We start from the raw sequence: 24466 nt of genomic DNA, 5'->3' as shown, positions 1-24466 counted from the left end.
CGCTGCGGATGCAGCCCCCTTCGGGACGGATTCTCGCTCGGTGCGTCGCTCAGCACGCGAGGGTCCTAGCTGGGGGGTTATGGGAGGCCTAGCCCGGAAGGGATGCTCGGTGTGCATCCGCGAAGCCCTGCGCCTCGCTCTCCGCGGTGGTGAGCCGCGAGTTGCGGGGTGCTCGGCGGTGGTTTAAGCCCACCTGCGCTCTCAAACCCAGGACTGACGTGCCTCGATCCGGGTCAGCTCCAGGGGACCGCCATCGTTCGTGCCGTGGAAGCGGCCGAAGTGTACGTACGGGCCGCGGTAGGCGCTGTGGTTGATGGGGCTGGAGTACTGGCCGTTGACGGTGTAGTAGAAGCTGTTCTTGTTCACCACGATCTTGCAGTTCAGTGCCTGGCCGGTGGTGACTTTCTGGCGCAGCTTCATGGTGTGCAGCACGCGCGGGCTGGTCTGGTTCGGTTCAAAGCAGAGAATCTGCGCCACGGAGCCGCCGCGGTAGTTGGGGCGGAAGGCGAGCACGTAGGTGCCGTCTTCCTGCTTTGCGGAGAACTTCTTACCGATGCCGAAGGCGCCGTCGTGTTCGCGGCCGAACGCAATGTAGCCATAGTGGCCGTCCTGCTGCGGCACTGCACCGGTCCACTTCATGGAGAAGTCGAGGGTGTACTTTTCGCGGGTGGTGTAGTTCGCCAGGGGGCCGAGCAGTACGGATTCGTCGTAGCGCTGGTTGTGCACGATGGCTGCGCCGGTCAGGTCGGGCATGTCTGCTGCGACGGAGGGGTCGGCGGGCAGCATACCGTGGGGGCGCTGGCCGGTCTTAATCTTGACGCTGGCGTCGAAGGGGTCACCGATCACCCAGTAGGGGTCGGGGCACATGAAGCCCTTCACGCCCAGTGCCTTGTACTTTTCGTAGGCGGAGCGGCGGTGGATTTCCCAGACGATGACTGCCTTGCCGAGGCCGGTGAGGGCGCGTACGTTCTCCTCGCTCATGGAGCCCTGGGAAGCGCCGGTCGGCTTCTCGTAGTAGGGTACGCCGATGGCGTCCACGTTTTCGTGGCGTGCCATTGCGGAAATCTTGTCGATGGGGTCGCCGCCGTCGAAGTAGCACCAGGTGGCGCAGCCTGCGGAGTTGGCAAGCTTCAGGTAGCGGGAGGTGGGTTTGAAGCCACCGTTGCCGTCACGGTACATCTTGATGACGGTGCGGCGCTGCAGGCCGCGGTCGGTGATGAACTTGACGAGGCCTGCCTGTGCGGGGCCGTCCTTCGCTTCGAGGAACAGTACGACCTTCTTGCCGCCGACGGAGGCGTATTCGCCGCCTGCGGGTACAGCGTCAACTGCTGCGATGGCTTCTTCGAGGGTGGGGATGTCGTACAGGCCAATCTTCTCACCCAGGTTCTTGCGCATGTCGACCTTGTGCTGGCGCAGTTCGGCGAGGGTGTGGCCGCGCACGTCCAGGGCCGCACCGGTGGTGCGCTTGATGTTGGTGTCGTGCATGCAGACGAAGTGGCCGTCGCTGGTGGTGCGTACGGAAATTTCGACGGCGAGGGCGCCTCGGCGTACGGACTCTGCGTAGGCGTAGGCGGTGTGCTCGGGGTTAATGTTGCCGGCACCGCGGTGGGCGATGAAGAATTCATCGGTCTTGTAGAGCAGCTGATGGGCGGGGGAGCCGCTGTGTACTGCCGCGAGCTGTGCGCGGGTGTTGGCTGCGGCGTGGGCTTCGCCTGCCTGGAGCATGAGCGCGGCGGGTGCCAGTGCGGAGGCACCGATGAAGCCGCGGCGGCTCAGATTCTTGGAGATTTTCGGGAATGCAGTCACCGTAGTGGTCCTTTTTCGTTTATGAGTTGAGCGTAATGTGTGTGGTTGGTCATTGAAGTTTTGGTTTATAGCTGAGGGTCCGGATTCTCTCAACTCAAACTGCAACTCTAAGTAGAATAACGATTTTTTATCGGTTCTTCATAGCGTTCACAGGAAAATAGGGTATTATTTGCGCCTCATTCTTGCTCGCAGTGCAAGCTGCGCTGGGTATTCCTCCTTTTCCGCCGCTTTTAGTGGCGGCTTTTAATACGGTGTTAAAAAATTTCTCGTGTAACGAAAAAGGCCACGCCTGTAGCCCGATTGAGCCTGCAGGACGCGACCTTTTGCGTTAAACGTTTTTCACAGGGTATTCCCCTTATTGAAGCTGAGCTATTTTCGCTGGTTCAGCTTACTTCTTGGATGCCTGAGCGACGCGGTCACCGGCTGCGACGGGGCGGCGTGCCTCGGAGTCCTTGGAGATGTTGAACTTTGCGGTGTTGGTGATCATCACCATGGTTTCCTTGGAGGGGATGCGACCCTCGATAGCTGCCCAGTCCACCTCGATGATGGGTGCGCCCGCCTCAACCTTATCGCCTACGTTAGCGATCTTGGTGAAGCCTTCGCCGCCGAGCTCAACGGTGTCGATACCGATGTGGACCAGCACCTCGCCGCCGTTTTCGGTGCGGAGCATGAATGCGTGCAGGGTGTCCTGAATCAGTGCGATGGTACCTGCAACGGGTGCGACGATGGTGCCTGCGGTGGGGTTCACTGCGTAGCCGTCGCCCATAACGCCCTGAGAGAAAACGGGGTCGGAGACTTCGCTCAGCGGCAGGTACTCGCCGGTAACAGGTGCGACGTAGACGTCTGCGGACGATGCTTCCTGTGCGGCAGCTTCCTTCTTCTTCTTGCCGAAACCGAACATATATGCTCCTTCTGGTCGTGTGGCGCTATGAATAGCGTGTATTTGTAGCGCTGATGCGTCCGCGTCGGATGCGGGCGTCGTTGCCTTCTTGGTTTCACACCGGGCGGCGCCTGCCTAAACGCAGGGTTCGCACACTCCGGTGCATATGCACTCAGAATACAACACCTGAACCCGCAGCTCACGAGCTGAGGGTCATTCGACTCGAATTCTGCAAATATTCCGCAATTCTGGAACTTCACATCACACTTCTGCACTCTTGAGGTCGCGAGTACACTTAGTGAAGGACTGGCACCCCTCCCCCGAGCCGGTGCCGATAAGAAAGAAAAGGCTGAAAACTGATGACTGAAGCGGTTGAAACCGTTCTTGAAGTATTTATTCCGGGTCCCGGCGAGAACCCGGAGGATCCGCAGGATATGGAGCGCTCCATCTTCCTGGGTGCAGCGCAGGAGGCGCTGGATTCGGGCGTGGACATTGAGGTGTACTCCACCGACTCCTACCCGTCCGCATTTGAAGAGTGCGCACCGGTTGCCGAGCAGATTGAGATGAACGGCCGCGAGGTTCTGCCGCTCATGCTGGTCAACGGTGAGGTGAAGGTGTCCTTCGCGTACCCGACCGCCGAGCAGATTAAGCGTTTCTCCCGCGCCCACCTGGTCGCCCAGCCGAAGGCGAACGCGGCAGCGGCGGCGTGCGGCCCCTCCGGTTCCCCGGCGGCGTCGATGATCCCGAACCTGAGCCCCCTGGCGGAGCCCGCAGGTTTCGCGGCAACCCTGGCGGGTAAGGCACCCCAGCCGGTTGGCGGCCCCGAGATTGGCAACCGCGTGAACCTCATGGGCGGCGACACTGGCGACGGTATCCCCACCTCCGGTTCGGTGGCTGTAAAGTCCGGCGGCTGCGGATGCGGTGGTTGCGGCTGCGGCGGCAAGTAAACCCCGCGCTGCCCCGCTGAGACCCGGTGCAAATACTAGATTCGCGCGGTTCTAGCTACATACACAAAGAGCGGTGCCCGCCTCCTCGTACTGAGGAAGCGGGCACCGCTTTCGCTTAACGAAGCTTAGGTTCACACCCGGCAGCGACTATAGGCGCTGCGGCGGGCGAACAGTACCTTACTTGATGGAGGTACCGACGGAACCGAGCTGCTGGCAAGCCTCGACCACGCGTGCGGCCATGCCTGCCTCTGCAGCTGCACCCCAAACGCGGGGGTCGTAGGTCTTCTTGTTGCCGACCTCGCCGTCAACCTTCAGCACACCGTCGTAGTTGCTGAACATGTGGCCAGCAACGGGGCGGGTGAATGCGTACTGGGTGTCGGTGTCGATGTTCATCTTGATAACACCGTAGGACACTGCGTCTGCAATCTCCTGCTCGGTGGAGCCGGAGCCACCGTGGAAGACCAGGTAGAAGGGCTTGTCGCCCTTGCCGTACTTAGCGCCGACCTCGGTCTGGATTTCCTTGAGCAACTCGGGGCGCAGGTGAACGTTACCGGGCTTGTACACGCCGTGAACGTTACCGAAGGTCAGAGCAGCCATGTAGGTGCCCTTCTCGCCCAGGCCGATTGCCTCAACGGTCTTGATTGCGTCTGCAACGGTGGTGTACAGGGAGTCGTCGATAGCGCCTTCAACGCCGTCTTCCTCGCCACCAACGGCACCAATCTCAACCTCAAGCACGATGTTTGCCTTGGAGGTGCGCTCGATCAGCTCAGCAGCGATCTTCAGGTTCTCGTCCAGGGAGATAGCGGAGCCATCCCACATGTGGGAGTTGAAGATGGGGTCTTCACCGCGAGCAACAGCCTTCTCGGACTCTGCCAGCAGGGGCAGAACGAAGCCATCCAGCTTGTCCTTGGGGCAGTGGTCGGTGTGCAGTGCAATGTTCACGTCGTACTGCTTAGCAACCTCGCGTGCGTATGCTGCGAAGGCCAGGGAGCCAACGACCATGTCCTTCTTGGAAGCGCCGGACCAGTATGCTGCACCACCGGTGGATGCCTGGATGATGCCGTCCGAGCCAGCCTCTGCGAAGCCGCGGATAGCAGCGTTCAGGGTCTGGGAGGAGGTCACGTTCACTGCGGGGTACGCGAAGCCCTTTTCCTTCGCGGTCTGCAGCATTTCTGCGTAAACTTCGGGGGTTGCAATAGCCATATGCTGACTCCTTGGATAGATGCGACCGGTTACCGATGTTGGGCCGGTTCACCATTTTTTGTTGGCGCGCGAGACGCCTCCTACTCGCACTATTTTACCAAGATACGACTTATTTATCGTTAATTTTTTGTGGGTTTTTTTGGGTTTACTGCAGCGAGAGTTCCGCGAATTACCGCGGTAAAGTAGAGGTGTTAATGACTTGATGTGCTCTGTGCGTGCAGGTCAGCGTACACATCACCCGGACGCGACGAAAGGAACCTCCCATGAGCAAGGCGAGCGCTAAAAATAATCCGAAACAGCTCGACGCGAAGCGTGAGAAGCGTGCCCGCCAGGCGCAGCGTCGTGCTGAGCGTGAGCACCCGAATGCGGCGGCTATTGCGCCCGTGCGCGCCCAGTTGGATGAGGTTCTGGAGCGTAAGAGTCGGCATGTTTTGGGGCACGGCGATATGGCGAAATCCCTTGAGTTGATGGAGAAAATGCGTGATGCGGGCGCGAGTGACCATGAGATTGATGTGGTGCTTGCGGAGGGGAAGCTCCCCTCGGTCGTACAGGTGGGCCGTAAGTCGTTGATGCGTTGGCCGAGTTGGTGGTGGTTGAATCGTCGTGAGCGCGCGTTGCGGGCGAAGATTGACCGCCTGATGGAGGGCTAGGTCCCCGTTTTGAATAGGTTGTGAGAGCACCCCGTTGTGGGTGCTCTTGTGCTGTGCGGTGGTGGGGTAATTGATTTTTGGCATATATTGCGCAATTAATCTATTTCACAAAACAATTAAAACCACACAATACAACATGAACCAAATATATTCATAAGATATGCATTATATGTATATAAATTGTTACGTGACGCGGGTTATATTTACCTAAATTGCCGTGCTATAGTCGTTACAACTCACAGACGTGTTCCCAACCACATTTCATGTAACACGTGCTTCAGACGTAACTATCCAAGGAGGTATAGCATGAGCACCTCACCAAACAAGAATCCGCAGACCTCTGCAGCGGATCAGCACACCAAGCCCCCGACGGACGACCCGTTCGCACACGAACAGGAAGGCTTTCACAAGGGGCTTGGCGCACGTCAGCTCCAGATGATCGCCATCGGTTCCGCTATCGGTACCGGCCTGTTCCTGGGCACCGGTAGCCGCCTGCAGGACGCAGGCCCCATGCTCGCCGTCATCTACGCCGTCATCGGCTTCTTCGGCTACCTGATTCTGCGTGCTCTCGGCGAGCTGATTCTTCACCGCCCCTCCTCGGGCTCCTTCGTCTCGTACACCCGCGAATTCTACGGCGAAAAGGCCGCATTCGTCTCCGGATGGCTGTACTGGTTGAACTGGGCAATGACCGCCGTTGCAGACGCCACCGCCATCGCCATCTACATCAGCTGGTTCGGTCGATACAACCAGTTCTTCGCAGACATTCCCCAGTGGCTCAGCGCCTTCATCGTCGTTGTCATCACCGTTGCGTTGAACCTCATCTCCGTTAAGCTCTTCGGTGAGCTGGAATTCTGGTTCGCACTCATTAAGATTCTTGCCCTGCTGTCCTTCATGGCGGTAGGTATCTGGTACCTGGTCTTCGGTGAACCCATCAACGGCGTCCGCCCCGGCCTTGAACTCATCGCTGCCAATGACGGCTTCTTCCCCAACGGTATTCTTCCCGCTCTTATCGTGGTTCAGGGCGTTGTGTTCGCCTACGCCGGTATTGAGCTGGTCGGCACCACCAGTGGTGAAACCAAGAACGTTGAGAAGGTTATCCCCCGCGCTATCAACACCGTGATCTGGCGTATCGCGATCTTCTACGTTGGTTCCGTGGTTCTGCTCTGCCTGCTCATGCCCTACACCGCGTACAAGGATGCAGAGTCGCCGTTCGTGACCTTCTTCGACTCGATCGGCATTGACGGTACCGCACCGATTATGCAGCTGGTCGTTATTACCGCGGCTGCTTCCTCGCTGAACGCTGGCCTGTACTCCACCGGCCGTATCCTCCACTCGATGGGTGTTGCGGGTTCGGCACCGAAGTTCACCACCAAGGTGTCCCGCTCCGGTGTTCCGGTGGCAGGTATTCTGCTGACCGGTGTGGTTGGCCTCTTCGGTGTTGTGCTGAACTTCTTCGTTCCCGAGCAGGCGTTCGAGGTCGTGCTGAACATCGCGTCGGTGGGCACCATGGCTAGCTGGGCGGCTATCGCAATGTCGCACCAGAAGTACCTGAAGATGGTCGGCGAGGGCAAGTACAAGCGCCCCAACTACCGCGCACCCGGCGGTCGTTTTAGCGACTGGGCTGTGATGGTGTTCCTCGCTGTTGTGCTGGTGCTGATGGCTCTGGATTACCCGGTGGGTACCTACACCCTGGCATCGCTGCTGGTGGTTATCCCGCTGCTGATTATCGGCTGGTACACGGTTCGTGACCGCGTCAACGAGATTGCTCGCGTCCGTGAAGGCTACACCGGTTCCGTGCCTGTCATTGCTGCCCGCCCCGTGGTGAAGAAGCTCGTTTCGGAGCCTCGTACCCACATTGACCTGGGTGAGCTGGACCTTGAGGACGAGGACAAGCCGAAGGGACGCTAACCCGACCGGCAGCCTCCAATCCCGGCGATATCCCAGTGAAATCCCGGTCGAGGCAACGAGGGGGTTCTAAACCCTAGCCTGTAGGTTCCAGGAGTTCTAGAACCCCCTCCCCGCACGTCTTTTCGTGTTCGCTCCGTATTACATCCGTGTAATACATAAAGCAAAGTACATATTTACAGCATTTCTAATACGGTGTGTCCTGCAATATATTTTGAGATAATAGATATCCGCAGTGACCACCAGATGCACAAAGAAGTTTTGTGCAGATATTCAAAGGAGAAAATCATGACTGAACGTCCTAGCGCACACGCGGTGGAATTTGTTGACGTCGCCTCGATGGCGAAGTGGATTCAGAAGGACGGCGTAGGCAACATCATTGCCGGCATGGTCGACTTCCTCGAAGAAGACTTCAAGAAGTGGCAGAGCTTCGACAAGATCCCGCGCGTCGCCTCCCACACCCCCTTCGGTGTAATTGAGTTGATGCCCACCTCCGACAACATCACCTACTCCTTCAAGTACGTGAACGGCCACCCGTCGAACCCGGCACGCGGCTTCCAGACCGTGACCGCGTTCGGTCTGCTCGCTGACGTGGACAACGGCTACCCGGTGTTCCTGGCTGAGATGACCCTGCTGACCGCGCTGCGTACCGCTGGCGTGTCCGCCATGGTTGCTAAGCACCTGGCACGCAAGGACTCCAAGAAGATGGCGATGATTGGTACCGGCTCGCAGTCTGAGTTCCAGGCGCTGGGTATGCGCGCTGTGCTCGGCATTGAGGACCTGTCCGTCTACGACGTTGATCCGCACGCGATGGAGAAGTTCCGCCGCAACCTGGAGCCGCTGGGCTTCCGCATCCACCTGGCTAAGGACGTGGATGAGGCTGTTGAGGGTGCCGACATTATTACCACCTGCACCGCCGATAAGCAGCAGGCGAAGGTTCTGCTGGACCGCCAGGTGAAGCCCGGCGTGCACCTGAACGCTATTGGTGGCGACTGCCCCGGCAAGACTGAGCTGGAAAGCGAAATTCTGGACCGCTCCACCGTGTTTGTTGAGTTCCCGCCGCAGACCCGCATTGAGGGCGAGATTCAGCAGAAGGACCCGGACTTCCCGGTGGTGGAGTTCTGGAAGGTTCTGACTGGTGAGGAGCCGGGCCGCGTGTCGGATGAGCAGATTACCCTGTTTGATTCGGTGGGCTTCGCGATTGCTGACTTCTCGGGTCTGCGTTACGCCCGTGCGGCCACGCAGGACACCGACCTGCAGCAGTTCATTGACCTGGTTGCTAGCCCGGATGATCCGAAGGATCTGTACTCGCTTGTGAACGTTAACGTTCCGGTGGGCTAAAGGGCTTAGCAGCCTGACGCTGAGTGGCCTTGAGCTGGCGAGCCTGTAGGTGCGCTGGCGTAGGCTGCGAGGTTGAGAGTGAATAAAGTGAGGGCCGGGGAGTGGTAACACTCCCCGGCTCCTTCTTGTGCGATTTTCTTATGCACAGATTCTTGTGCGCGGATTTTCTTATGGGCAACTTGTGAGCATTCTGCGGCTGGTTCGCCCGTTCTGCCCTTCAGCGGGTGTGGCTACTGGTGGGTGGCGATAATTTCACGTGCCTTCGCCACACGCTTTTCTTTTTCTGCTTTCAACTGGTTGAGCTTCGCCTGATTCTTCTCAATGAGAGGCCCCTGATAGGATGCCTCAAGATCACCCAAACGCTGAGCCATACCCACCTTCTGGTTGCATTCAGCTTCGATGGTTGCGAGGCGAATTTCCTCCGGCTTAGCTTCTTCGTTGCCTTGGGAGGAGGTCATGAGATGTGCGCTTTCTTCGGACGTCCAGTCGCTCTCCCCTTCCCTGGGGGTTAGCCCGCGTTCACGCAGGCAGGTCCACCATTCTGAGCGAATATTTTTCCACTCATCGGTTTGGGAGGCGTAGGTGTATGCCTGTGAGTTGAGCTCTCCTACAAACCGGTATTCTTTTTGATCAAGTTCAACATCAGAGAATGCGGCTTTCACCTCTTCTTGGCACCGGGTGTTGATGTCGTCCACTGCTGAATCGTCTGAGCCTCGGGATTCCTTCTGGGAGTACCCGTACTTTTTGGCGTACTCAACGTTCCAGTTGCCGTATAGGCCTCCCGGTTGCGGGGTGTCTATTGAGGGTACGGCGTAGGACTGCCCGTGGTGCGCGTAGCATTCAGACATGAGCGTATGCCACGCCGTGCTCACCGTACGGAGTGTTAGTTCATCCAAGGCGTACTCGTCCAGCGGAAGGTGTATGTAGTTCTTTGAATAGTCGAGAACAGCTTTTCGTGAGGTGTCCCGCTCGGCACTGTTGGAGCAGGATACGCACGCCCCCAGCAGGCAGAATACTGTTACCGCAGAGAGAGCCTTACGCATAGGCTTTTCCTCCTCCATACCTCGTTGTAGCGTTCAAACGGAGTTACCCCAATTATCCCAAGGCCTGCTATCTGCTTGTCGCTGATATCTACTGGTGGGTGGCGATGATTTCACGCGCCTTGGCTATCTTCGCGTCACGTTCAGCCTTCAAATTATTCAGCAGCGCCTGATTCTTCTCAATCAAAGGCCCCTGATAGGACGCCTCAAGATCACCCAAACGCTGAGCCAACCTCACCTTCTCGCTACATTGAGCTTCAATGGTTGCCAGGCGGATCTCCTCCTCCAACACTTTGGGATCATCAGAATTCAGACTGGCCATTCTGGCCGTTTCTTTGCTCGTCCATTCGCCGTCCCCGGTGCGAGGCGTCAACCCTTTCTCACGCTGGCAGTCCCACCAATCTGAGCGGGCTTTCTTCCATTCAGGGTCACCCTGCGCACGCTGGTACGCTTCGCCACGGATACGATTGACGGGGCGGTACTTTTCCTCATGAGCCTCATCAAACTTGAGCGCATCCAGTTCTTCCCGATGCTCTTCGTGGCAGCTGTCCTTGACGTCTTCAGGGATGCTCTCATAAATCCTATACTGCTCTTCTCTGACTTTGCTGGACGTAAAATGATTCGCCGCATGCTTCACATTCCAGGAGCCGTACTGGGAGGCATCGCCAGAAACCCAGCCGTTTTCTAGAATTTCAAAATCGTATCCTTTTTTCGCATAGCACTCTTTACGAATCAACAATGACGCCCTACCCGTTATATCTAGGGCCTGGTCACTCCTGTCGTATTCGTCGAGCGGAAGAGTAATATAGTTATTTTCAAAATCTAGCTGGGCTTTGAAGCTAGTATCTTTAGGCGCAGCGGCACAGGAACTTAAAGCTAAAGCAAAGCAGGCGAGTAGGGCAGCAGATTTCTTCATTGTTACCGACTCCTTTCAGGGGAATGACGTCGCGGTCATTCATATCCACAACCCGCAACCATTGGCGAGCCGAAGCCAGGAAATCCATCGCATGTCCCAAACCGAAATTGAGAGTGCGATTCTCACATCTCCTGTGATTTGCATTAACACTAACACGCCTAGGTAATTCCATGCGTGGTTTAAGCCACCCCGACCCCCAACAAAAAGGTTCCGACGCGCACACAACGCATCGGAACCTTTAAACACCTCATAAACAGCCGCCAAACTACGATGGAATCTGACCAAACACATGGCGGCGAACCCACGCATGCATCGCAATACCCGCAGCCGTCGCCGCATTCATCGAACGCGTCGACCCAAACTGCTCAATCGACAGAGTATCCCTAGCCGCCGCATGCAACTCCTCCGACAGGCCCGGGCCCTCCTGACCAAAAACCAGCACACACTTCTTCGGCAGGTCATAGGTCTCCAGCGGCACCGAATCCGGAAAAATATCAATACCAATAATCTCCAGGCCCTCACCCTGCGCCCACGCCACAAAATCCTCAATCGTCGGATGATGACGCACATGCTGATAACGATCCGTTACCATCGCACCACGACGATTCCAGCGGCGACGCCCAATAATATGGACCTCCTTCGCCAACATCGCATTCGCCGTGCGTACCACCGTGCCAATATTCAAATCATGCTGCCAATTCTCAATCGCCACATGAAAATCATGGCGGCGCGTATCCAGGTCAGCAATAATCGCGTCCATCGACCAGTAACGGTACTTATCCACCACGTTACGGCGGTCGCCCTCACGCAGCAGCTCCTCATCCCAATGGTCACCCTCGGGCCACGGGCCCTCCCACGGGCCCACACCCACCTCAAAACGGGCAGTACCCTGCTCAGTACCCTCAACAGCTTCAGCTACAGCCGCCTCAGCGGGCACGGCCTCAGCCGCCTCACGATTCTCAACCATCACAACCACCTTCACGCCAACAACCAGCGCCACAACCGGCGCCCACAGAGCCATCTTACAGACAAAAACCCGCACCACCAGCCACACACAGTAGCCAGCGGCACGGGTTCACCCGCCACAGCGGAACGTCTAAAAAATCACGAGGTCCTAGCCCAAGCCAGTAGAGACTAGTCCAGGCCCAGCTCATCCTTCGAGTACGCGTACAGGCACGGAACGCCCGCAACCTCTTCCACATGCTCCTTAGCGCCGGTCGCACGGTCAACAATCACAGCAACCGCCACAACCTCAGCGCCAGCCTTACGCAGCGCCTCAACAGCAGTCAGCGCCGAACCACCGGTCGTGGAGGTGTCCTCCACAGCAACCACGCGGCGACCTTCAACGCTGGGGCCCTCCACCTGACGACCCATGCCGTAAGACTTCTGAGCCTTACGCACCACAAACGCGTCAATCGCACGGTCCTGATCGCCAGCGGCACGCATAATCGCGGTACCCACCGGGTCAGCACCCATGGTCAGGCCGCCAGCAGCCTCAAACTCGATGCCGTTCTTATCCAGCAGGTCCAGCATGACCTGACCAACCAGGCGAGAAGCCTCGTGGTGCAGGGTGATGCGGCGCAGGTCAACGTAGTAGTCGGCTTCCTTGCCGGAGGCGAGGACCACGTGCCCGCGCACCACAGCCAGCTCCATAATCAGCTGGCGCAGGCGTTCACGGGCTTCTTCAATGGGGAGGTTTTCAGAAAGCTTAGTCATAGTTCCAGTGTAGCGGCTCACGTGCAGGCGGCGCAGGCTATCCTGCGCTATCCCACTACCGCGTTATCCCGGCACTAGGCTATTCCACCACGCGACCCACCGACGGCGGTAGGGCAGCGCGCAGCTTCGTCAGCATCTCCTCATACTCGGCGGCAGGATCGGAATCGGCAACCACCGCACCACCGGCGGCAAGAGTCACCGTGCCCTCATCGTGCGCCACGAGCGTGCGAATCACAATCGACAGGTTCGCCGAACCATCCGCCGACACAAAGCCCAGGGCACCCGAATACACGCCGCGAGCGCGATTCTCCAGGCCCTCAATAATCTGCATGGTCGAGGGCTTAGGCGCACCTGTCATGGAGCCGCCCGGGAAGCACGCCCGCGCGGCGGTCACCGCACTCACGCCCTCGCGCAGACGAGAGCTGACCGTGGACACCAGCTGGTGCACGGTCGAGTAGCTCTCCACGCCCATGAGCACCGGCACGCGCACAGACGCCGGGTCAGACACCGTGGACAGGTCGTTACGCAGCAGATCCACGATCATGAGGTTCTCGGCGCGGGTCTTCTCATCGGTACGCAACCATGCCGCCGCCGCGGCATCTTCTTCCGGGGTGGCGCCGCGAGCAATCGTGCCCTTAATCGGCTTGGTCTGCGCGTTGCGGTGCGTATCCACGCTCAAAAAACGCTCCGGCGAAGAAGAAAGCACCGAAAAATCACCGCACCGCAGATACGCCGCATACGGTGCCGAGTTGTGGGCGCGCTGGCGGCGGTACAGCTCAAAGAAAAGCTCCGGGCTCGGATTGGGGATGCGCGCGACCGTCTGCGCGGTAAGGCACACCTCGTAGCTGTTACCCTCGTAAATTTCGCGCTGACTAGTGCGAACGGCATCCATGTAGGCTTCCGCGGCAGGTGCCGGGAAGAGCAGGGGCTCGGTGAGCTCGGGGGTATTTACGGGGGCATTATCTGAGGCACTCTCCCCCACCGCGCTCAGCGCCGGAGCCAGCACCGTGCTCAGCAGCCGCTCCGCCGCCTCACACCACGACTCATCGCCCACCAGCCAGCTACGCGCCGCAACCCCCGGGCGGGCATGCTCATGCACCAGATAGCGGACCGCCGGCAACCACAGAGAATCCGGGGTCGGCGCCTCATGCGCCGGCAGGTAGCCGGGCACCGGGTGGCCGTGCTCCATGCCCATGGCGGCACGCGCCTCATAGCCGAAATAGCCCACGTAACCGCCACGCAAACCCGCGGGCAGACCGGTTGCCGCCGCCGCATCCGGGTGCACACGCGGTGCGCAGGCGAGCGCCGCCTCCAGCTGGGCGAAGGGGTCTTCCCCGCCAGATTCAGCCGCCGCACGCGCAGAATCCACGCGCAGGGGCGACAGCTGCGCCGGAACCACGCCCACGTACGAGGCGACCGACATGGGCGACTCCTCGCGCGCCGAATCCAGCCAGAACGAATACTCAGCGCCAGCAGTTAACAGCGGGTACGCCTCCTCGCAGTTCACCGCGAAAGGAAGCGGGCGCACGGCAAGCTCCCGCGTCTGCGCATCCCACGGGATGCTCTGCAGAATACTCGGCAGGGCATACGGGGAGGCAGAAGCAGGAGCGTTCGGGGTAGACAAAATACAGTCCGCGGAAGTTTCAGTCACGGACTCCATTGTATGGCGTGCAGGCGAACCAACGGTTTAGTGAACGACCGCGGGAGCTTCGCCGTTCTCGCTGGTCATCGGCAGGCCGGCAGCGAACCATGCGCTGGTGCCGCCCGCGATGTTGTGTGCGGCGTAGCCGTGCTCGCGCAGGAAGGTTGCCGCGCGGTTCGAACGGCCGCCACCGTGGCAGATAACGTAGAAGTCCTCGCCCGGCGCGGGCAGTTCAGCCAGACGATCGGTGAGGGTACCGAGGGTGATGTGCTTAGCGCCGGTCGCGTGGCCTCCCTCCCACTCGTAGTCTTCACGCACGTCGATGATGGTTGCGCCTGCGGGAACGTCGCGGGGGTCAACCGGGGGTACAGCAGTCATAGGGTTCTCCTTTGAAATGGTTAAAAATGAGCCGGTCGGCACGGCAAGGTGCCGGGTGGGCATAGTTGTGGTTCCACTCTATCGCGTTGGGGGTGTGTGACGCATCTAGCCCGGTATTTGGGGGTTTGTGGGTTCCCGGAATGATGCATACGAAAAAATCGAAATGGTTTTTCATGCACTGCATGAGAGTACATTCTGTGAAGTATAGGTGCGTTGCATGTATACATATGCATGGTCAAGGGTATACACTTATACACATATTGTCCGGGTCACACAGAAAACCGGGCGCAACAGAAAAGAATTTTCACCATGTCCAACACCATCACAGGTGCCGAACCCAAGGACACCAAGACCTTCTTCGGCCACCCGAGCATGCTCGCGAACCTGTTCACCGTAGAAATGTGGGAGCGCTTCTCCTTCTACGGCATGCAGGGCATCATGATCTACTACCTGTACTACACCGCCGACAAGGGCGGCCTGGGCCTCGACAAGGACCTCGCCACCGGCGTTATCGGTGCGTACGGTGCAGTCGTGTACCTCATGGCAATCCTCGGCGGTATCCTCGGTGACCGCATCCTCGGCCCCGAGCGTACCCTCTTCTACTCCGCCATCGGCATCATGGCGGGTCACATCTCCCTCTCCCTCATCCCCGGCATTCCGGGCGTGGTAATTGGTCTGCTGCTGGTGGCCATCGGCTCCGGCGGTCTGAAGAGTAACGCATCCGTGCTGGTCGGCTCGCTCTACGGCGACCACGACTCCCGCCGCGATGCAGGCTTCACCATCTTCTACATCGGCGTGAACACCGGCGCACTGCTCGGCCCGCTCCTGACCGGTTGGGGCTGGAGCACCTGGGGCTTCCACATGGGCTTCGGCCTTGCCGCTATCGGTATGGCTGCCGGCCTGATCCAGTACTCGCTGACCCGCAATAACCTGCCCGAATCCGTACACCACGTGGGCACCCCCTTCACCGGTGCTCAGAAGCGTAACTTCGCCCTGGCACTAGTCGGTATCATCGTGGTTCTCGGCATTCTGCTAGCAACCGGCCTGATGACCGCAGACAACCTCAAGAACTGGGTCATGGCCTTCATCTTCATCGGTGCAATCGCCCTATTCGCGCAGATGCTGACCGCCAAGGACGTCACCGCCGATGAGCGTTCCCGCGTCACCGCGTTCATTCCCCTGTGGATTGCAAACGCCGTGTTCTGGGCACTGTACCAGCAGCAGTTCACCGTCATGGCGGTGTACTCGGATGAGCGCCTCAATTGGAACATTCTGGGCATGGAGCTGACCCCGAACCTGGTCAACTCCATCAACCCGGTCTTCATCATCATCTTCGGCATGATGTTCTCCGCCCTGTGGACCAAGTGGGGCGACCGCCAGCCGGTCACCACCCTGAAGTTCTCCGCAGCGCTGATTATTATCGGTCTGGCGTTCTGGATTTTCCTCGCTCAGGCGGGCGTTCAGAGCGTGAATGTCGGCTGGATCGTGCTGATTCTGTTTGTCTGCACCATCGCCGAGCTGATCATTTCGCCGGTCGGTATTTCGCTGGCGACCAAGCTCGCACCGAAGGCGCACCGCGTGAACATGATGGCGCTGTACTTCACCTCCGTGGCAATGGGTACCGTGCTCTCCGGTTGGCTGGCGCCGTTCTACAGCATGGAGACTGAGGTTCCCTACTTCACCTGGATGGGTATTATCACCATCGCAACCGGTGTGCTGCTGTTCCTGGTGCACAAGCCGGTTCAGAAGCTCATGCGCGGCGTGAAGTAGCCACAAAGTTGCTTGTCTAGACCGCTGACTCGCTATTTTTGGGCGGCGTGAGCGTGTAGGCGAACGCATATAGGCTAGGGCCCCGAATCCTTGAATTACCAAGGGTTCGGGGCCCTCGCTGTATGCGCTGGTGCATGCACCGGTGTATGCGCCCGCAGCCGGGGCTCCAGAGGGTTTTCCTTAATGAGACAATCCGCGCGGATTTTCTTATTAAGCGCCTTAATAAGAAAATCGGGGGCAATTGTCTCAATAAGCCCCTCTGTGACGGGCGGGTTCCCGCGCGTGGAACTACTGCGCGGGACTGTGACGATTTATTTCTTCACATGAACGCGCATGACGACACACAGGGTCAAAAAGGGACGCATTAAGCCACGAACAGAAATCTACTAGACAGCCCTCAACCACAGGTCTAAGGTGATTCCAGAACGAGTCGGAAAACCCCTTCCGGCACGACCCTTCAACCCTTAGCCGAGGAGAAAATCATGGCACTTTACCTGGTAGAACTGACCCCCGCACAGCCGTCCAAGGACGAAGCAACCGCACTCATCGAGACCGTCAACTCGTCCCTGACCAACGGCGCCGAGCTCATCGAAACCCAGGTCTCCGCAGACCACAAGATCGTCTTCGTCATCATCGAATCCGAGAACACCGCATTCGGCCCCGACCTCGCCGCAGCAATCGGTGAGCGCGCCTCCGTCGAAGGCCCCGACGCAGTCCGCCTGGTCGGCGCAGAGCTCGAAGACATCAAGAAGCTCAAGAAGGACGCAGACTACCTGGTTGAGTGGGACATCCCCGCAGAAATCACCATGGAACAGTACCTGACCCGCAAGAAGGCAAACGCCCCCAAGTACGCTGAAGTACCCGAGGTTTCCTTCCTGCGCACCTACGTTCGCGAAGACACCGCCAAGTGCCTCTGCTTCTACGACGCACCCGACGAAGAAGCTGTTGTTCGCGCCCGTAAGGCCGTCAGCACCCCCATTGACCGACTGTTCAAGCTGCACGCATAGACGCGATGCTCCCCTCTTAGGAGAAACCCCATGTCCGAGTTCACTCTCGAGCCCCTCTACGACTACCCCCAGCGCGAGCAGGTGCTCACACTCGCCCGAACCCACGCTAGCGCGGTTGACCGTGGCGAGCGTTCCCCCTTCGAAAACCTGCGCGAAATCGCTAAGGACGGCCTGATTACCCTGGGTCGCGACGGCGGCTCCCTGGTCCCCCAGGTTTCGGTAGCGTTCGACCTTGCCACTGAGGATGCCTCGACGGCGTTCTCCCTGTGGGCTCACCGCTCCACCATTGCATTCTTCGACGCTGTGGGTCGCGAGCTGCCCGCCGGCCTGGCGGATGCGACCGTCAGCGGCACCACCGCCATGGCGGCGGCGTACAAGGAGGCTTCGGGCCTGGCACCGATCAAGGTTGAGGGCACCCTCGTTGAGGGCGGTCTGAAGTTGAACGGTTCTATCTCCTGGGCGTCGAACCTGTACCCGGGCGGTGTGATTGTTCTTCCGGTGGCTGTGCAGAACGCCCCGGAGAGTCACCCGAACCGCTACATCGTGACGGTCCGCCAGGATGTTGAAGGTCTAAGCATTGACTACCACCGCAACCTGCTGGCACTGAACGGCACCGAGTCCGGCACCCTGAAGTTCGAGGACGTTTTCGTTCCGAGCGAGGACATTCTGAGCGACAACATTGAGGCGTTCCTGCGCGATGTGACCGCGCCGTTCCTGCTGGTTCAGTCGTCGTTCTGCCTGGGTCTCGCCGCTGGCGCCCTGCAGGAGGCTGCTAAGCACCTGGACGTCTCTCAGGGTGTGTTCCGCCCTGAGTTCCCGCTGATTCTAACTGAGTACCAGAGCCTGCGTGAGGAACTGGTTCGCCTGGCGTCTGAGCCGGAGCGTGCTGAGCGTCGTGACCTGCTGAGCCTGCGCCTGGGTGTTTCGCACTTTGCAACCATTGCTACTCACTTTGAGCTGCAGGTTGTTGGAGGCGCCGGTTACGTGGCTGATTCCCCGACGGCTCGCCGCCTGCGTGAGGCGACGTTCCTGCCGGTTCAGTCCCCGACCGAGGGTCACCTGCGTTACGAACTGGCGCGTTACGATCACTTGGAGAACCTGCGTGACGCTCTCTAAGCCACTGAGCTAGCTGTAGTGAGTGTTTTTATTCGCTCTTTGCATCAATACCCTGTATATGCGATTTATTGCATATACAGGGTATTGATGCCTTCTGGGCTATATACGCGATATAGAGCCCACGATAAGAGAATATATGCACCACTCAACGTATCCCTGCTCATATTTACACCCGTTTAGCTGTGACCCACGCTTGTATACGCGTAGAATGATGTGGAATTTTATACACCACCACATTCACCTCAGGAGCTCCCTTTGAGCATCTCTAAGCTTCTCGGCTTTGACTGGTCGATCCACGGCGACGGCCGCAGCATCAAGCCCGGTTCCTTCGTTGCCCCGAACGAGCGCCTCGCATGGCCGATTACCATCGGTATCGGCGCGCAGCACGTGGTCGCAATGTTCGGCGCGACCTTCCTCGTGCCGATTATTACCGGCTTCCCGCCGGCAACCACCCTGTTCTTCTCGGGTATCGGTACGGTCCTGTTCCTGCTGATTACCCGCGGACGCGTCCCCTCCTACCTGGGTTCCTCGTTCGCATTCATTGCACCCCTGGCGGCTGCTATGAACTCGCACGGCCCGGCCGGTGCCCTAGGCGGTATCGTCATGGCGGGTGCGGCGCTGTTCCTGGTCGGCCTAATCGTTCAGTTCGCTGGCACCGGCTGGCTCACCAAGCTCATGCCCCCGGTCGTGACCGGTTCGATTGTGGCGCTGATTGGCTTCAACCTGGCGAAGAGCGCTAAGGACAACTTCATGGTGGCACCGGTGACCGCGCTGGTGACCCTGTGCTCCATCATCCTGATTTCGGTGCTCTTCAAGGGCATTATTGGTCGCCTGTCCATCCTGCTGGGTGTGGGTATCGGCTACATCACTGCCGTGATTCGCGGTGAGGTGGACTTCTCCAAGATTGACAAGGCTGTGCAGACCCAGGGCATCATTGGCCTGCCGCAGTTCCAGACCCCCGAGTTCCACTGGGAGCTCGCCGGCCTGTTCATCCCCGTGATTCTGGTGCTCGTGGCTGAGAACATCGGTCACGTGAAGTCTGTTGCTCTGATGAGCGGCAAGAACCTGGACGACTACTCCGGTCGCGCCCTCATGGCTGACGGTCTGGCAACCACCATCGCCGGTATGGGTGGCGGTTCGGGTACCACCACCTACGCTGAGAACATCGGCGTGATGGCTGCGACCAAGGTGTACTCCACCGCGGCGTACTGGGTGGCGGCTATCTTCGCGATTGCGCTGTCCATGTTCCCCGCATTCGGTGCGGCAATTGCAACCGTTCCCGCGGGTGTTCTGGGCGGTGCCGCAACCGTTCTGTACGGCATGATCGGTATGCTCGGTGCACGTATTTGGAGCGAGAACCGCGTGAACTTCTCGAACCAGATCAACCTGACTACCGCCGCTGTGGCGCTGATTGTGGGTATTGCGGACTACACCTGGACCTTCGGTGAGCTGTCCTTCGCTGGTATTGCTCTGGGCACCGCGGCAACTCTGATTATCTTCCACCTGATGACTTTCATCGCGAAGTACACGAAGGCTGCTGGCGACCCGCTGGAGCCCTTCGACCCTGAGAAGAGCACTGAGGGACACTAAGCTCCTCACCGCCCGGCAGGAGTGATTCTCCTGATGCGTAGGGCGCAGAAAAGCGGCCTGGATGGATTGGTTTCCATCCGGGCCGCTTTTGCGTCTTCTGGGTGTTATGTACAAACGACTACCTTGCTTAGACACAAATCAGATGTAAATCAGACACAAAAATTTGAGTCTAGACATAAATTTTTATGTCTAGACTCAAATTTTTTATGTGTAGACATAAAAGTTTATGTCTGCGTTATGTCTAAGTTATGTCTGCGGAGGCTCACCCAGTCGCTCGTACTGGCTGGCTAGTACTGGGTGGCTCGCGCTGGATAGCTAGCACTAAGCGGCTAGGACCGTTCGGCGAGCATCGCCTCAATCGTCTGCGCCACGCCGTCCTCGTCGAAGGGCGGGCAGGTGCGCCCCACCTTCGCAATGAGCGCTGGCTGACCCGACGCCATGGCGAAGCCCTCCCCCGCCCAGCAGAGCATCTCCGCGTCATTCGGCATGTCACCAAACGCCATGACCTCGTGCGCCTCAATGCCGTGGCGCACCGCAAACTTCTCCAGGATCCTGCCCTTGTTCACGGTCTTAGAGCCCATCTCCACGAGCGGCTCGCCAACCACGCCGCGGGTCACCGACACGAGCGAACCGACCGCCTGATGCACGCGCGCCTGCAGAATATCCGGGTCCATGCCGGGCACACGAATCAGGTACTTAATGACCGGGGTTGAGCCGATACGTTCCAGTGCTTCGGCGATTTTCGCCTCCACCACGCGGGCACCCTCGAGCACCTCGCCGCCGTCGTGCGGGCCCTGAATGTAAACCGTATCCACGGTTTCGAGGGTGTAGGTGGCGTCGGGGAACATGGGCTCTAGCAGCTCGTGGGCGCGGGCAATCACCGCGGGATCAGCGCCGTTGACTTCTTCCACCTCGTTCGCGCCCAGGTGGTACACCACGGCGCCGTTGGAGCAGATGGCGTAGGAGTCGAAGTCGGTCTGTTCGCGCAGGGGCGTGAGCCAGCGGCTCGGGCGGCCGGTGACGAAGACGATGTCAATTCCGGCAGCGCGAGCGGCCTCGAGGGCGCGCAGGGTGCGCGGGCGGAACCGGAAGTCATGCCCGATGAGGGTGCCGTCCAGGTCGCTGGCGATGAGTTTAATCATGCAGTGTTTGCCTTCGGTGATGGGGGTGTCGGTGCTGGTTAGGGCGCGGGTCTAGTGAGGCTGCGCCGCTAGGCTGCCGGTTCCGCGTAGGTGACGGTCAGGAACGCGCGACCCAGGCCGTGGCCGAGCAGGTTGAAATTCACGACGGCGGGGGTGGCGTTCTCGTCAATGTCGAGCTTCTCCACGTCTACGGCGGTGACGCAGAAGATGTAGCGGTGCGGGCCGTGACCAGCCGGAGGCGCAGCACCCAGGAAGCCCGCCACACCGGCGTCGTTGCGGTGCGTCAGGGCGCCGGCGGGTGCCTCCGCGCCGGTGTCGATGCTGGTCACGCTGGCGGGAATGTTGGAGACGGTCCAGTGCCAGAAGCCGCTGGGGACCGGCGCATCCGGGTCGAAGCAGGTCAGCACGAAGGACTTGGTGCCTTCGGGGAATCCGCTCCAGGACAGCTGCGGGGAGCGGTCCTGACCACCAGCAATGCCGAAGAGTGCGGAGCGCATCCATTCGGGGGCGGTGCCGCCGTCCTGAATGTCGGTGGAGGTCAGGGTAAATTCAGGCAGTTCGGGCATGCCCGCGTAGGGTTCGCGGGGCAGGGGCGCGGTGCCAATGTTGGTCATGGTGCTCCTCAGCGTTGGGGTGCGGGTGGATATGGCGACGCCGGCGGACAGAGTGAGCTATCCGCCGGCGAGGCGTGAATTTTTTTAGCCGTTGAGTACGGCGTCGAGTTCTTCGCGGGTGGGCGGGTTAGCGCCCGCGCGGGAGACGGTGATGCCGGCTGCGGTTGCGGAGAAACGCAGCAGGTCAGCAATCTCTTCTGCGGTCAGTGCGGCAACCTTAGCGCGCGCCTCGGGACCGGCAATGCCGCGGTCGAGCAGACCTGCGATAAGTGCCGCCATGAGGGAGTCGCCAGCACCGACGGTGTCCGCAACCTCCACGCGGTGTGCGGGCTGGCTGATGCCCTCGGGGTACTTCTTGGTGAAGGCGATGGGGCCGTCTTCGCCGCGGGTGATGACCATCAGTTCTGCGCCGAGGTCGAGCCATGCGCGGGCGGTGTCATCGAGGGAGCGGTCGGGGTAGAGCCACTGCAGGTCCTCGTCGGATGCCTTCACGACAGTGGAGAGGGAGACGAACTTTTCAGCCCATGCGCGGCCCTCGTCAACGTTGTGGATGAGGGTGGGGCGGCAGTTCGGGTCGTAGCTGAGCAGGGCGCTGTCGCGGGCTGCTTCGAAGGCTGCGGCGACCACGTGTGCGCCGGGTTCGAGCATGGCGGCGATGGAGCCGGTGTGCACTGCATCGGAGGTGCGTGCCAGTTCGGTGAGCTTCTCGGCGACGGAGTCGAGGGACCAGGTGATGTCGAATTCGTACTCTGCTGCGCCGTCGGCACCGATGGTTGCCTGGGCGACGGAGGTGCGCTCGGCACTGTGCTCGAAGGGCAGGGTCACCTGGGATGCTTCCAGGTGCGCGTCAATGCTCTTGCCGTAGGTGTCGGGGCCGTAGTGGCCGACGAAGTTGGTGGAGTGGCCGAGGCGGCGCGCGCCGACGGCTACGTTCATGGGCGATCCGCCGGGGTAGGCGTGGGTTTCTCCGTCGTGCTGGTGGACGACGTCTACGAGTGCTTCACCGATTACAGTCAACATGGTTTCAATTCTACTCATGTTTGTGCCCTCGTGGCGTGTGTTTTTGTGGGTATTTAAAGTGGTTTTGCTTTCCCTTCTGAGGGCTTGTGTTGGCTTGCCGTGTGGGTTCACAAACTGCCTTCTGTCTCTTCTGACTTTTAGCCTCAATATCGCTAATTTTGAGGGTCTGGAGGGGTTCACACGGGTTAGACTTAAACCGACGCCGGGTCTTAACGCCCGGCACGGTATTGACGCGACAGCATCGTCGCGCCTACCCTCCAACGACGAAGTTAGGAAGAAGGTCATACGTGACGACTGCAACCGCTACCTGGGTTAACCGTGAGGCTACCGCAGAGGAGCTGATCCCCCTCATTGGTAAGCTCCACCGCGAGAACGGTGTGGTGCTGAGCATTCACGGCCGCAGCCTGGTCAACAAGTCTGTCATTGAGCTGCTGAAGCTGCACGATTTCGTATCCCACATCGATGGTGCGCCCCTGAACCCCGCGCACTCCCTCGAGCTGGTTCGTGCTCTGACTGAGCTGAACCTGGGCGCTTGCTCGATTAACATTGCTGCTCTGCACAAGGCACATCACGAGGCTGGCTCCCCCGAGCTGTCCATGTGGCTGCCCGAGCAGCTGGGTTCCTCCGTGAACCACCAGGGTGATCAGCCGAAGGAGCAGGACGTTGTGCTGTACGGCTTCGGTCGTATTGGTCGCCTGCTGGCTCGTATTCTGCTGGAGCGTTCCTCCTCGCCGCTGGGTTCTGGTCTGAACCTGCGCGCTGTTGTGGTGCGTAAGAACGGTGATAAGGACCTGGTCAAGCGTGCATCCCTGCTGGAGCGCGACTCGGTCCACGGCCCCTTCAAGGGCGTTATTGAGGTGGACGAGGAGAACAGCACCATCATCGCTAACGGTGTTCCGGTTCGCTTCATTTACTCTTCGGACCCGACCACTGTCGACTACACCGAGTACGGCATCAACGATGCCCTGCTGGTGGACAACACCGGCCGCTGGCGCGACGTTCCGGGCCTCGAGCAGCACCTGAACCGCCCCGGTATTTCTCGTGTTCTGCTGACCGCTCCCGGTAAGGGCGACATGAAGAACATCGTGTTCGGCGTGAACGATGACGTTATCACCGATGAGGACAAGATCCTTTCCGCAGCATCCTGCACCACCAACGCAATCACTCCGGCGCTGAAGGTTCTGGATGACGCATACGGTGTTGAGCGCGGCCACGTTGAGACCGTTCACGCATTCACCAACGATCAGAACCTGATTGACAACTTCCACAAGGGTGACCGCCGCGGCCGTTCCGCTGTGCTGAACATGGTCATTACCGAGACCGGTGCTGCTAAGGCTGTTTCGAAGGCTCTGCCGCAGCTGGAGGGTAAGCTGACCGGTAACGCTATCCGTGTTCCCACCCCGGATGTCTCCATGGCAATCCTGAACGTGAAGCTGACCAAGCCCGCAGGTTCCGCTGAGGAACTGAACGAGCTGTTCCGCCGCGAGTCCATTGACGGTGCTCTGCGCCGCCAGGTGGGCTACTCGGATTCCCCCGAGGCTGTTTCCACCGACTTCGTGGGCTCCCGCACCGCGGGTGTTGTGGACTCGCTGGCTACCGTGGTGACCGATGACTCCGCAATTGTCTACGTCTGGTACGACAACGAGTTCGGTTACTCCTGCCAGGTGATTCGCGTTCTGGAGCGTATGGGCGGCTACGACGTGCCCTCCTACCCCGCTAAGTAGGTCACCCCAGCTCATCTGACACACATATAACGAACCCACCGGTACATATAGCCATTTGG

The 24466-nt window shown here is 59.5% G+C and carries 21 protein-coding genes; 9 read left to right on the top strand and 12 right to left on the bottom strand.

Annotated elements, in window-relative coordinates:
• Positions 1-201: 201 nt before the first annotated feature.
• Positions 202-1806 (bottom strand): glycerophosphodiester phosphodiesterase family protein, encoded by a 1605-nt coding sequence (locus RWZ58_RS02955; protein ID WP_314657291.1) that lies wholly within the window; start codon positions 1804-1806, stop codon positions 202-204.
• 388 nt (positions 1807-2194) lie between these two features.
• Positions 2195-2707 (bottom strand): PTS glucose transporter subunit IIA, encoded by a 513-nt coding sequence (locus tag RWZ58_RS02950; protein WP_049357482.1) that lies wholly within the window; start codon positions 2705-2707, stop codon positions 2195-2197.
• 338 nt (positions 2708-3045) lie between these two features.
• On the opposite strand from RWZ58_RS02950, the gene RWZ58_RS02945 reads away from it, so the two are divergent.
• A complete protein-coding gene (locus RWZ58_RS02945) occupies positions 3046-3633 on the top strand; it encodes an arsenic metallochaperone ArsD family protein (protein ID WP_314657289.1) in 588 nt (195 codons plus the stop codon).
• A gap of 177 nt (positions 3634-3810) precedes the next feature.
• Here RWZ58_RS02945 and fbaA read toward each other — a convergent pair whose 3' ends face one another.
• A complete protein-coding gene (gene fbaA / locus RWZ58_RS02940; protein WP_314657287.1) occupies positions 3811-4836 on the bottom strand; it encodes a class II fructose-bisphosphate aldolase in 1026 nt (341 codons plus the stop codon).
• 263 nt (positions 4837-5099) lie between these two features.
• Here fbaA and RWZ58_RS02935 point away from each other — a divergent pair, with 263 nt between their 5' ends.
• From RWZ58_RS02935 to RWZ58_RS02925, 3 genes are all read left to right on the top strand, one after another.
• Complete coding sequence (locus tag RWZ58_RS02935) at positions 5100-5486, top strand: cobalamin ABC transporter ATPase (RefSeq protein ID WP_314657285.1); 387 nt, start codon at positions 5100-5102, stop codon at positions 5484-5486.
• A 306-nt stretch (positions 5487-5792) separates the two neighbouring features.
• Entirely contained in the window at positions 5793-7394 is a 1602-nt protein-coding gene (locus RWZ58_RS02930; RefSeq protein ID WP_314657283.1) for an amino acid permease, read from the top strand.
• A 285-nt stretch (positions 7395-7679) separates the two neighbouring features.
• On the top strand, positions 7680-8732 hold the full coding sequence (locus RWZ58_RS02925) for an ornithine cyclodeaminase (protein ID WP_005504242.1): 1053 nt from the start codon (positions 7680-7682) through the stop codon (positions 8730-8732).
• A 230-nt stretch (positions 8733-8962) separates the two neighbouring features.
• Here the strand turns inward: RWZ58_RS02925 and RWZ58_RS02920 are convergent, their stop codons facing one another.
• The 6 genes from RWZ58_RS02920 to RWZ58_RS02895 form a co-directional block, all read right to left on the bottom strand.
• Entirely contained in the window at positions 8963-9775 is an 813-nt protein-coding gene (locus RWZ58_RS02920; RefSeq protein ID WP_314657282.1) for a hypothetical protein, read from the bottom strand.
• An 88-nt stretch (positions 9776-9863) separates the two neighbouring features.
• The gene (locus RWZ58_RS02915) at positions 9864-10688 is read right to left on the bottom strand and encodes a hypothetical protein (RefSeq protein WP_070616252.1); all 825 of its coding nucleotides are present in this window, start codon (positions 10686-10688) and stop codon (positions 9864-9866) included.
• Between the two features lie 265 nt (positions 10689-10953).
• Positions 10954-11709 carry an RNA methyltransferase gene (locus tag RWZ58_RS02910; RefSeq protein ID WP_005507934.1) on the bottom strand — a complete coding sequence of 252 codons (756 nt, stop codon included), beginning with the start codon at positions 11707-11709 and terminating at the stop codon, positions 10954-10956.
• Positions 11710-11822: 113 nt separating this feature from the next.
• Positions 11823-12404, bottom strand: a complete 582-nt coding sequence (pyrE, locus tag RWZ58_RS02905) for an orotate phosphoribosyltransferase (protein WP_005504234.1) — start codon at positions 12402-12404, stop codon at positions 11823-11825.
• A gap of 79 nt (positions 12405-12483) precedes the next feature.
• Positions 12484-14064, bottom strand: coding sequence for an anthranilate synthase component I family protein (locus RWZ58_RS02900; RefSeq protein ID WP_314657280.1), 1581 nt, complete (start codon positions 14062-14064; stop codon positions 12484-12486).
• 27 nt (positions 14065-14091) lie between these two features.
• Positions 14092-14424, bottom strand: coding sequence for a rhodanese-like domain-containing protein (locus RWZ58_RS02895; RefSeq protein ID WP_314657277.1), 333 nt, complete (start codon positions 14422-14424; stop codon positions 14092-14094).
• 309 nt (positions 14425-14733) lie between these two features.
• Between RWZ58_RS02895 and RWZ58_RS02890 the strand changes: the two genes are divergently transcribed.
• The 4 genes from RWZ58_RS02890 to RWZ58_RS02875 all read left to right on the top strand — a co-directional run bounded on the left by RWZ58_RS02890 (position 14734) and on the right by RWZ58_RS02875 (position 19907).
• Positions 14734-16194, top strand: a complete 1461-nt coding sequence (locus RWZ58_RS02890; protein WP_314657275.1) for an oligopeptide:H+ symporter — start codon at positions 14734-14736, stop codon at positions 16192-16194.
• 482 nt (positions 16195-16676) lie between these two features.
• Entirely contained in the window at positions 16677-17201 is a 525-nt protein-coding gene (locus RWZ58_RS02885) for a DUF4242 domain-containing protein (RefSeq protein ID WP_314657271.1), read from the top strand.
• Between the two features lie 30 nt (positions 17202-17231).
• Complete coding sequence (locus RWZ58_RS02880) at positions 17232-18317, top strand: acyl-CoA dehydrogenase family protein (protein ID WP_314657269.1); 1086 nt, start codon at positions 17232-17234, stop codon at positions 18315-18317.
• Positions 18318-18572: 255 nt separating this feature from the next.
• Complete coding sequence (locus tag RWZ58_RS02875) at positions 18573-19907, top strand: uracil-xanthine permease family protein (protein WP_070832390.1); 1335 nt, start codon at positions 18573-18575, stop codon at positions 19905-19907.
• A gap of 329 nt (positions 19908-20236) precedes the next feature.
• Here the strand turns inward: RWZ58_RS02875 and RWZ58_RS02870 are convergent, their stop codons facing one another.
• The 3 genes from RWZ58_RS02870 to RWZ58_RS02860 all read right to left on the bottom strand — a co-directional run bounded on the left by RWZ58_RS02870 (position 20237) and on the right by RWZ58_RS02860 (position 22683).
• Entirely contained in the window at positions 20237-21049 is an 813-nt protein-coding gene (locus RWZ58_RS02870; protein WP_314657266.1) for an HAD family hydrolase, read from the bottom strand.
• Between the two features lie 68 nt (positions 21050-21117).
• A complete protein-coding gene (locus RWZ58_RS02865; protein ID WP_314657265.1) occupies positions 21118-21663 on the bottom strand; it encodes a YbhB/YbcL family Raf kinase inhibitor-like protein in 546 nt (181 codons plus the stop codon).
• Between the two features lie 84 nt (positions 21664-21747).
• Positions 21748-22683, bottom strand: coding sequence for a carbohydrate kinase (locus RWZ58_RS02860; RefSeq protein WP_314657264.1), 936 nt, complete (start codon positions 22681-22683; stop codon positions 21748-21750).
• 287 nt (positions 22684-22970) lie between these two features.
• On the opposite strand from RWZ58_RS02860, the gene RWZ58_RS02855 reads away from it, so the two are divergent.
• Complete coding sequence (locus RWZ58_RS02855; RefSeq protein ID WP_314657260.1) at positions 22971-24407, top strand: glyceraldehyde-3-phosphate dehydrogenase; 1437 nt, start codon at positions 22971-22973, stop codon at positions 24405-24407.
• The last annotated feature ends 59 nt before the right edge of the window (positions 24408-24466 follow it).

Origin of the sequence: uncultured Rothia sp., assembly GCF_963544205.1 — a bacterium.
GTDB lineage: Bacteria > Actinomycetota > Actinomycetes > Actinomycetales > Micrococcaceae > Rothia.
This window is presented reverse-complemented; position numbering and strand designations above follow the sequence as displayed.

Excerpts from the sequence above, each read along its gene's own strand:
- RWZ58_RS02950 (WP_049357482.1), bottom strand. The coding sequence starts at position 2,707 with ATGTTCGGTTTCGGCAAGAAGAAGAAGGAAGCTGCCGCACAGGAAGCA.
- RWZ58_RS02945 (WP_314657289.1), top strand. The coding sequence starts at position 3,046 with ATGACTGAAGCGGTTGAAACCGTTCTTGAAGTATTTATTCCGGGTCCC.
- fbaA (WP_314657287.1), bottom strand. The coding sequence starts at position 4,836 with ATGGCTATTGCAACCCCCGAAGTTTACGCAGAAATGCTGCAGACCGCG.
- RWZ58_RS02935 (WP_314657285.1), top strand. The coding sequence starts at position 5,100 with ATGAGCAAGGCGAGCGCTAAAAATAATCCGAAACAGCTCGACGCGAAG.
- RWZ58_RS02930 (WP_314657283.1), top strand. The coding sequence starts at position 5,793 with ATGAGCACCTCACCAAACAAGAATCCGCAGACCTCTGCAGCGGATCAG.
- RWZ58_RS02925 (WP_005504242.1), top strand. The coding sequence starts at position 7,680 with ATGACTGAACGTCCTAGCGCACACGCGGTGGAATTTGTTGACGTCGCC.
- RWZ58_RS02920 (WP_314657282.1), bottom strand. The coding sequence starts at position 9,775 with ATGCGTAAGGCTCTCTCTGCGGTAACAGTATTCTGCCTGCTGGGGGCG.
- RWZ58_RS02915 (WP_070616252.1), bottom strand. The coding sequence starts at position 10,688 with ATGAAGAAATCTGCTGCCCTACTCGCCTGCTTTGCTTTAGCTTTAAGT.
- RWZ58_RS02910 (WP_005507934.1), bottom strand. The coding sequence starts at position 11,709 with ATGGCTCTGTGGGCGCCGGTTGTGGCGCTGGTTGTTGGCGTGAAGGTG.
- pyrE (WP_005504234.1), bottom strand. The coding sequence starts at position 12,404 with ATGACTAAGCTTTCTGAAAACCTCCCCATTGAAGAAGCCCGTGAACGC.
- RWZ58_RS02900 (WP_314657280.1), bottom strand. The coding sequence starts at position 14,064 with ATGGAGTCCGTGACTGAAACTTCCGCGGACTGTATTTTGTCTACCCCG.
- RWZ58_RS02895 (WP_314657277.1), bottom strand. The coding sequence starts at position 14,424 with ATGACTGCTGTACCCCCGGTTGACCCCCGCGACGTTCCCGCAGGCGCA.
- RWZ58_RS02890 (WP_314657275.1), top strand. The coding sequence starts at position 14,734 with ATGTCCAACACCATCACAGGTGCCGAACCCAAGGACACCAAGACCTTC.
- RWZ58_RS02885 (WP_314657271.1), top strand. The coding sequence starts at position 16,677 with ATGGCACTTTACCTGGTAGAACTGACCCCCGCACAGCCGTCCAAGGAC.
- RWZ58_RS02880 (WP_314657269.1), top strand. The coding sequence starts at position 17,232 with ATGTCCGAGTTCACTCTCGAGCCCCTCTACGACTACCCCCAGCGCGAG.
- RWZ58_RS02870 (WP_314657266.1), bottom strand. The coding sequence starts at position 21,049 with ATGATTAAACTCATCGCCAGCGACCTGGACGGCACCCTCATCGGGCAT.
- RWZ58_RS02865 (WP_314657265.1), bottom strand. The coding sequence starts at position 21,663 with ATGACCAACATTGGCACCGCGCCCCTGCCCCGCGAACCCTACGCGGGC.
- RWZ58_RS02860 (WP_314657264.1), bottom strand. The coding sequence starts at position 22,683 with ATGTTGACTGTAATCGGTGAAGCACTCGTAGACGTCGTCCACCAGCAC.